This window comes from Arthrobacter sp. JCM 19049, assembly GCF_001310435.1.
Map to the genome: position 1 here is coordinate 1 of NZ_BAXF01000592.1, position 1,177 is coordinate 1,177.

Genomic DNA, 1,177 nt, shown 5'->3' on the forward strand with positions numbered 1-1,177 from the left:
GGCCACCCGCGCCATTGCGGTGGGCACCTCGGCCTCGGCCATCACGTCCTTGGCGAAGGCCTTGGAGCCTCCAGCTGGGCGGCGGCCCGGCTGGGGCCAAAGACCGGGATCCCGGCCTCGGTGAGCACATCGGCCACCCCTGCGGCCAGTGGGGCCTCTGGACCGATCACCACCAGGTCGCTGGCCAGTTCCCGGGCCAGAGCCAGGACCGCTTCCGGGTCCTGGGCGTCGATGGCGTGCACCGGCACCTCACCGGCAATGCCGGCGTTGCCGGGGGCGCAATGCACCTGTTCAACGTAGGGGTCTTCGTTCAGTGCACGGACAATTGCATGTTCACGGCCGCCGGGGCCAATAACCAGTACCTTCACAGGCCTAGAGTTTACCGGACGGGGCATCGCCGCCGGGGGTGTGTGACCCGCTGATGAAACCGGCCGATCGCGGCGCTAGACTTGGCTCTGCGCGGCGGGCGGCGGCCCGCGGCGCAGTGGAGGGCAGGGCGAAAGGCGGCAGATGGCCATCAAGCGCAGAATAGATCCGGTCAACGGCAGGCAGGCGCTGAACCAGTGGGTGGCGGCCCAGCCGGTTGCGACGGATGCCGCCCAGACCACACAGCAGCCCCCGCTGCCCCGCCTGGTCCGGGCAATGGCGGTGCGCTTTGCGCTGGAGGAACTGGCCAGCCGGGCGGAGGGGAACTCGGTGGAAGTGCGGGTTCCGCCCTTTGGTGTGACCCAATGCATCCCCGGCCCCCGACACACCCGCGGCACTCCCCCGAATGTGGTGCAAATGAACGCCGAGGCGTTCCTATCCCTAGTCACGGGGCGGCTTTCCTGGCAGCAGGCGGTGGCCGACGCCCGGGTGGAGGCTTCCGGGCTGCGCGCGGACCTGTCTGCGCATCTACCGCTCTTTGAGTACGCTTAAGGGCATGGAGCAAAACCCCTCTCGTCCCCACGGCTCGGCGCAGCGCCCGGGGAAGTCCTTTGAAGTCGAAGTGAAGTCCTCCCCCAAGTTGTGGCCGATCCTCGCCACCGGCGGGGTCGCCGGCGCCTGGCCGGCACCATCATCGCCCTGCTGGGAGAACCCTCCCCGAACTACACCGTAGCCGCCACCGTCGGTTTCTTCGCCGCCTTCTGTGCCGCCATCGGCTTGGCCGTGGCCGCCGTTGTCTACCTGGTGCTGG

At 69.1% G+C, this 1,177-nt stretch carries 1 protein-coding gene and 1 pseudogene; one reads left to right on the forward strand and one right to left on the reverse strand.

The features are described from left to right. A pseudogene (locus tag JCM19049_RS14760) lies at positions 1 to 368 on the reverse strand (phosphoribosylamine--glycine ligase); the annotation flags it as partial. A 142-nt stretch (positions 369 to 510) separates the two neighbouring features. Between JCM19049_RS14760 and JCM19049_RS14765 the strand changes: the two are divergent. Next, positions 511 to 918: a sterol carrier family protein gene (locus JCM19049_RS14765; protein ID WP_054821947.1), complete on the forward strand. Its 408-nt coding sequence runs from the start codon at positions 511 to 513 to the stop codon at positions 916 to 918. Positions 919 to 1,177: the final 259 nt, after the last annotated feature.

Excerpts from the sequence above, each read along its gene's own strand:
- JCM19049_RS14765 (WP_054821947.1), top strand. The coding sequence starts at position 511 with ATGGCCATCAAGCGCAGAATAGATCCGGTCAACGGCAGGCAGGCGCTG.